Below are 6,302 nucleotides of genomic sequence, written 5' to 3' on the forward strand. Positions count from 1 at the left end.
TGGCAGGCCGCTGAGGCGTTAACCGGATCGAGTTGATGAACGAGGTCGTGCGCGAGGTGTACACCCCCGGTGCCTCGTACGTTCAGGCCCGGCCCGACGCCGCACCCACCGCGACCGACGCACTGCACGCCTACCTGGAGGCTTGCGTGGAGTTCGTCCGCGAAAATCCCCGCGGTCTGGCGGCACTTGGAGAGATCATCGCGGGTGCCCGCTCCACTGACGGAACGCACCGCTACGCGTCGCCCGACAGCGCAACCGTGACCAGTGTGGAAGCGATCCGCCGACATGGCCGGGACCATGGCGAATTCCGATAGTTCGACACCCTCACCATGGCCCGGGTCATCCGGTGTGCCCTCGATGACGTTGCCGTCCGCTTCGGTACGGATCCTGGTCTCGACCTGGACGGCCCGCACACACGAGCCGACCACCCTGTTCGAACTCGCCACAAGGAGCAGCAGCACATGACCACCGGGTCCCGCCGAATGTTCCTGCGCCGCACTTCCGTCCTGGGCGCAGCCGTCGCTGCCACGATGGCTGCGCCCACTGCGCAGGCCGCCAGTCCCAGCCGCGCGCCCACGTTCGTCCTCATCCACGGCAACAGCAGCACCGAGTTCTTCTGGTCCCCTCTCGTCAGGGAGCTCGCCCTGCGGGGCCATCGGAGTATCGCAGCGCAGTTGCCCGGGCACGGCGTCCAGGCCGAATTGTCGACTGCGTACCAGGCGCCCCAGCGCCTGGGGGCGTATGCCACGGAACCGTCTCGACTGGCGGACGCGACCTTGGACGACTACGCCGAGCCCGTCATCGAGACCGTCAACCGCATCCACCATCACGGCCCTGTCGTCCTGGTGGCGCACAGCCTGGGCGGGGCGGTCATGCACCGTGTCGCCAACGCCGTACCGCAGTTGCTGCATCATCTGGTCTACGTCGACGCGGTCTGCTGCACTGGTGCTCTGGCCACCGCGTTCGACTGCATCGATGCCCCCGAGAACCGCGACTACCGGCGCTACCCGATACCCCCAGGGCTGGGGGACCCTGAACGCAGCCGGATCACCCGCAACAACTGGCGCACCGCCGACCGCACCTTCCTGGATGCCTACCGGGCCGCGGCCATGGCGGAGGCCACCGACCGCGAACTGCTGGTCGCCCTCAACTACTTCCAGCAGCCCGACGAGAGCGCCACCGTCAGCTTCGAAGACGCACGTGGCCATCCTGCCAGTTGGGGAACCGTCCCGCGCACGTACATCCGCCTGGACCGCGACCGCCTGATCACCCCGCCCCTGCAAGTCCGGATGATCGCCGACGCCGACCGGCTGACCCCGCACAACCGCTTCCGCGTTCATCACCTCGACTCCAGCCACCTTGGGATCACCTTGCGGTTTCCGCACCTGGCCGACCTCCTCAGCCTCTGCGTCTGAGCGTGCCGGCCGACTTCCGCGAGCGCCTCACCCGGGACGATCGCGCCGGCCGTCTCCTCGACCTGGCGCTCGCCCGCCTGACGGAGGCCGGACTCGTACGCGAACGGACCACGCAGCGCACCGATTCCACCCACGTCCTGGCCGCGGTGGGTGCCCTGACCCGACGACTGGAACTGGTCACCACGGAGGTCCGCGCCGCGCTGGAGGAAGTCGCCCGCACGGCGGGACATCCGCTGGTCGGCTTGGTCGACGAGGAGTGGGGGCGCCGCTAGGGCCGTCCGGTCCGTCTGGGCAAGACCCCACCCGGCCCGAGATCAGGATCCTCGCCACCGGAGACGACGCCTGCCGCCTGCTGGAGCGCCTCCACCAACACGGACAGGGCCGCCGGCCCGGCCCACAGGCCCAAGCCCTACGACGATCTGCCGCAGCACCTGGACCTGAGTAATGCTCAAGACCTGTGGATCGGCTCGGGGAAGACGTGCCTTCCCGGGTGACTGATCGATAGGTCACCGAGCAAGACCGGTGTTCGCGGCACCGGCCGGGAAGGCACGTCCGTGCTCGGCGTAGTGAACGACGACCGCAGCACCGACAACGGCTCCTCCCTGATCGACGAGACGACTGGATTTCAGACGTATTGGTTCGAGGCGGGAACAATGACGCACCGCTGCCTGGTGTGCCGCTCTGTGCAGGGTGAGCCGGCACGACCTGAACAGGTGGTCCGTGGTGCCCACGTGACGAGGACCCCACGGACCACCGACGGCACCAGATCACGCGCTCGTTCCCCCGTTGACGGCCCCCCGGAAATCGGCGGGCCGTCGGGAGGCGCCGGGATCAGTGCTTGACCGGCGCGACGATCTCACTGTCGACGACGCCGAGCTTGGTGTCGGAATCACGGACTTGCTTGATGAGATCCGTGGTCACGGTGAAGGAGGGGTGCAGGCTCAGGGGCCGACCGTTGGTGTCCCACGCGTCCTGGCGCGGGATGCGGAAGATCTCCTCGGCCTGATAGCGCAGGTCCAGCATGGTGGGGATGGCGTTCTTCATGGAATCCGGCGCCCCGTTGACCGCCTTGTGGATCTGTAGGAGCAGCTTCGTGTACGTGAGGTCGAAGGTGTCCAAGCGGGCAACGGCTTCGTGGCTCAGCTGCTCCCTGTCGACCGGCTTGGTTCCGTCGATGCGGTAGGCGCTCTTCCAGTCGATGTCCATCGACGCTCCACTGGGGATGTCACGGACCTTGTCGTACGGGCCGTAGCGGTGTTCGTACAGGATCTCCATGAAGCGGAAGTAGTGGGCCTCCTGCCGCTCTTCGTTGAACAGCTTGTCGTCGCTGGTGAAGAAGCTGCCGTCGAGCCCTTCGCCCTCCTCCACGACGACCTCGATCGCGGTGCACGCGCTCTTGTAGTCGTGGACTTCCACGACCTCGCCGCCCGAGTTGTAGAAGTGCTCCGGGGTCAACTGTCGTGACGGGTTTCCGTTGAAGAGTTCCTCGTCCTTTTCTTGCAGTTCCTCCAGCCAGTTGCTGATGAGGCCGTAGAACTGCCCGATGGTGCGCCAACCCTTGTTGTCCAGGGCCGGCTTGTCCCAGGGAGGGCTCTCGATGTTGACGAACAACTGCAACGCAGCCGACGAGTACCCGAGGAGAGCGATGTTCCCGTCGCTCTTGGCCGGGTCGAAGTAGCCGTACGGCATCTGCCCCGGATAGCTGGGGAGGTACCGCGGGTCGTCGAGGACGGGTTGCCCACCGAGCGCGTTGATCAGGTTCGAGACCAGCGCCATATGCAGCATCTCTTCCATCACGACCGAGCGCATGGTGAGGAACGCTTCCCGGTTCGTGCCCGGCTTGATGGTGTACATGCCGGTCAGATACAGCGGTACGGTGGTGAGTTCCAGTTTCAGCGCGGCCTGGAGGAGTTTCAACAGCCCCTTCTTCGTGGCCTTCTTCTGTGTGAGTTCGTTGCGGTCGTAGACCCAGGGATCGGTCATTGGCCGGCCTTCCGCTTCACTGCCGTGTAGAGGGTGTTGTGGATGTCCAGCAGATCGCTGTGGATCTGGTCGGCGCTGCGCAGCGCCATGGCGGCGCCGGTCAGCGTCGGGTTCGCGGTGCCGATCGCCGGCATGGACCCGCAGCCGATCGCGTACAGGTTGGGGTGGTCGTGGCTGCGCTGGAACTCATCCACGACCGAGTCCTCGGCGCTCAAGCCCATTTTGTGGGTGCCCGCGCCGTGCCGCGCGCCGATGATGTCGTAGTAGAAGGCGCCGTCCTTGAAGCGGCGGATCACCGCCTCGTCGCCCGGCTTTCGGCCCGGGTTCTCCACCTTGCTGCCGTACTCCTTCGCGCCTAGCGCCTTGAACACCTTCCGGGCCACCGCCAGGGCCTGGTGCGCCCCGTCGACCACATAGGGTTTCGCGGGGTCGGGGTCGATGCCGTAGGTGATGACGGGCCGGAAATTGCCGAGGCTGTCGCGGTACTTGTGGTCGATCTTCACCTTGTTCCTGGCATCGGCGGGTTGTTCCAGCAGGAATTCCATCTGGAACTGGCGCGGAAGGTGATCGGCCAGCCGCTTCCGCAGGGCGCGGCCGCTCAGCGGCGTTCCGGGCTTCTCGTCGACGAGGGGCAGGTATCCCTCATCCACGAGAGCGCGCACCTCGTGGGAGAAGGAATCGGGCATGCCGCCCCATCCCCAGTTGAAGACCGCGGCCCGGAAGGGCGAGAACGTGGAGCGCCATGCGCCGTCGCGGAATTCGTTGATGAAGGAGGTGACGGGCGGGCCGCGATGCGGGCCGATGTTTCCCCCGACGCCTTTGGTGTCGGGCATCAACGCCTTTGCGTACAGCAGGGGATGGTCCATCAGATACGAGCCGATGTGCTTGTTGTCGACGTGCGAGGCGAGCAGCAGCTTGGCGTTCTCGATGGCGTGCGCGGCGAGGACGACGATGTCGGCCTCGACGTAATGCGTGCTGAACGCGCGCGATCGGGGGTCGTCGTAGGTCTTGTACTCCACCCCGGTCGCCCGGCCGTTGTTGGGGCGCGTCTTGTCGTGGGGATCGTTGAAGAGGACGCGGGAGACCACGCTGCGGGTGGCGACGGTCACCAGGTCCGGCTTGAACTGCGACTGGGTGCGCAGTGGCGTGTACTTCGCCTGGACCGGACAGATCGGAATGCAGCTGGAATTGCCCTGGCACCGCTCCCCGTAGTTGGGGATGCCGACCGCGCCGACCGGCCGGTAGCCTTTACCCTTGCGGTAGTTGGGGGTAGGGCTGCTGTTACGGGCCTGGGGCGCCGGGACCAAATTGGGCTGGACGGTGTCATCCTTCGGGCCGAACTTGATCTCCATGAGCTCCTTCTTGGCCAGCGCCTTGCGGACCTGCTCGTCGAGGTAACTCTGCGGGATCTGCTTCATCGGGTACGTGTACTTGGGTGCCATCACCCCGCTCTCGCGCACCTGCGTGGCGTCCCCGGCCACCCCGAGCTCGGCCTCGGCCTCGGCGTAGTACTTGTTGAGCATGTCCAACGTCTTCTGGCTGAGGTCCTTACCGCCCGGATCCTTCCGCGCCAGCGGCCAGTCCTCGCCCACGCCGTAGTTGGCTTTGGTGAGGAAGTCCTTCTCGTACATGCGCGGGACGACGCCCTCCCAGTGCAGGGTGGTCCCGCCCAGCGTGCGCAGATAGTCGCTGGCGTACAGCGACTCCGGCGCCGATTTCTGGACGAAGTAGTCGAGCGGGTGCGTGTTGTCCGGGGACGGGGCAGCGGGGTTCGCCAGGTAGGGCGAATTCGGTGACTTGCTCAGCGCGGAGCGGAAGTCATCGACCGCGGCCGTGTAGCCCTCCCAGGTGGCGGCGGAGCCGGTCCCGGCCTCCAGGACCAAGACCTTCCACCCGTTCTCGGACAGACGCTTGGCCACCAGGCTGCCGAAGACACCGCCGCCCACGATAACGGCGTGATAGCGGACGCGGTCGCGCTCGTACCGATCGGCGGTCATTGGCCGGCCTCCTCGTACGGTCCGGTGGGGGTGGCGGGGATCGGTGCGGGCTCCGCGCTCCAACTGCCGTAACCGGTGGGCTTTGCACCCGGCGGGTGGCCGCCGGAGAGCTTCCACACCAGGCCGTTGACATAGGCGTCGGGGGAGACCATGAACGCGACGTTGGGCAGGGCCGGGACGACATCGGCATAGGCGTTCTGCTCTTCGCGGAGCTTCGCCTCTCCGGCCGACGAGGTCAGGCCGTACCAGGCACCGACATACCACATCTTGACGACGGCCCGTGCCGCGTCGGCCAGCAGCACGTCTTGGGGCCAGGGCGGGGGGTCCGGGATGTAAAACTCGCGCCCGAGAGCCGTCGTTTCCTTGCCCACGGATTCGTAGTGGGTGTAGAGATCGATGGCACGCCCCGGACCGATCCGCTCGACCAGCGTGTCCCGGTACTTCTCCACCATGCCAGTGGCATAGAGGTCCTCAGGGTGGAAGCCCGTCAGGGGTACGGACATCTCCACGAACTGCTCTTCGCTCAGCACGCTGTTCGCGTAGTCCGACATACAACACCTCTCCTTCACTCTGCGTCGTAGTGCAATTACCGAGCGTGGCCACCATACGACTATGCCAACGAAATATCCCGTCACTCGCCATGAGGCGTCGTTGCCGCTTCTCCCGGGACCGGGCGCGCAGTGGCCAGGCACGACGAGGGCCGGCGTACCCGGGTCCTTCGTGGCTCCCGGCATGCGTGGGACTGTTGTCGGTCCCAAAAACAGCGAGGTGCTGCCGCTGCGCTATCTGCGTGGCCTGTCCTTGGGGGACTTCATGCCCGCGCTGGAGCAGTTCCTGGGCAGCTCCGCCGGGCTTCCGCCGGTGACGGCGACATGGCCTGACGGCTCAGTGGCAGGGGGGCCCCGCC

At 66.4% G+C, this 6,302-nt stretch carries 6 protein-coding genes and 1 pseudogene; 4 read left to right on the forward strand and 3 right to left on the reverse strand.

Translation table 11 applies throughout. The annotated features are described in order from the left end of the window. The first annotated feature begins 35 nt into the window (after nt 1-35). The 3 genes from RZ84_RS31180 to RZ84_RS38490 all read left to right on the forward strand — a co-directional run bounded on the left by RZ84_RS31180 (nt 36) and on the right by RZ84_RS38490 (nt 1,687). A complete protein-coding gene (locus tag RZ84_RS31180; protein WP_052230281.1) occupies nt 36-314 on the forward strand; it encodes a hypothetical protein in 279 nt (92 codons plus the stop codon). A gap of 147 nt (nt 315-461) precedes the next feature. Further along, on the forward strand, nt 462-1,415 hold the full coding sequence (locus tag RZ84_RS31185) for an alpha/beta hydrolase (RefSeq protein ID WP_052230282.1): 954 nt from the start codon (nt 462-464) through the stop codon (nt 1,413-1,415). A 2-nt stretch (nt 1,416-1,417) separates the two neighbouring features. Next, entirely contained in the window at nt 1,418-1,687 is a 270-nt protein-coding gene (locus RZ84_RS38490) for a hypothetical protein (RefSeq protein WP_241777950.1), read from the forward strand. Between the two features lie 559 nt (nt 1,688-2,246). On the opposite strand, the gene RZ84_RS31195 is transcribed toward RZ84_RS38490, so the two are convergent. The 3 genes from RZ84_RS31195 to RZ84_RS31205 are packed head-to-tail and all read right to left on the reverse strand — an operon-like array spanning nt 2,247 to nt 5,946. Continuing rightward, nucleotides 2,247-3,398, reverse strand: a complete 1,152-nt coding sequence (locus RZ84_RS31195; protein WP_052230283.1) for a ferritin-like domain-containing protein — start codon at nt 3,396-3,398, stop codon at nt 2,247-2,249. Continuing rightward, a complete protein-coding gene (locus tag RZ84_RS31200; RefSeq protein WP_052230284.1) occupies nt 3,395-5,395 on the reverse strand; it encodes a GMC oxidoreductase in 2,001 nt (666 codons plus the stop codon). The genes RZ84_RS31195 and RZ84_RS31200 overlap by 4 nt, the downstream gene beginning before the upstream one ends. Then, the gene (locus RZ84_RS31205; protein ID WP_043267699.1) at nt 5,392-5,946 is read right to left on the reverse strand and encodes a hypothetical protein; all 555 of its coding nucleotides are present in this window, start codon (nt 5,944-5,946) and stop codon (nt 5,392-5,394) included. The genes RZ84_RS31200 and RZ84_RS31205 overlap by 4 nt, the downstream gene beginning before the upstream one ends. 202 nt (nt 5,947-6,148) lie before the next feature. On the opposite strand from RZ84_RS31205, the pseudogene RZ84_RS40000 reads away from it, so the two are divergent. Then, nucleotides 6,149-6,302, forward strand: a pseudogene (locus RZ84_RS40000) (IS256 family transposase); the annotation flags it as partial.

The organism is Streptomyces sp. CT34, from assembly GCF_000805335.1.
Taxonomy (GTDB): Bacteria; Actinomycetota; Actinomycetes; order Streptomycetales; family Streptomycetaceae; genus Streptomyces.

Excerpts from the sequence above, each read along its gene's own strand:
- RZ84_RS31180 (WP_052230281.1), top strand. The coding sequence starts at position 36 with ATGAACGAGGTCGTGCGCGAGGTGTACACCCCCGGTGCCTCGTACGTT.
- RZ84_RS31185 (WP_052230282.1), top strand. The coding sequence starts at position 462 with ATGACCACCGGGTCCCGCCGAATGTTCCTGCGCCGCACTTCCGTCCTG.
- RZ84_RS31195 (WP_052230283.1), bottom strand. The coding sequence starts at position 3,398 with ATGACCGATCCCTGGGTCTACGACCGCAACGAACTCACACAGAAGAAG.
- RZ84_RS31200 (WP_052230284.1), bottom strand. The coding sequence starts at position 5,395 with ATGACCGCCGATCGGTACGAGCGCGACCGCGTCCGCTATCACGCCGTT.
- RZ84_RS31205 (WP_043267699.1), bottom strand. The coding sequence starts at position 5,946 with ATGTCGGACTACGCGAACAGCGTGCTGAGCGAAGAGCAGTTCGTGGAG.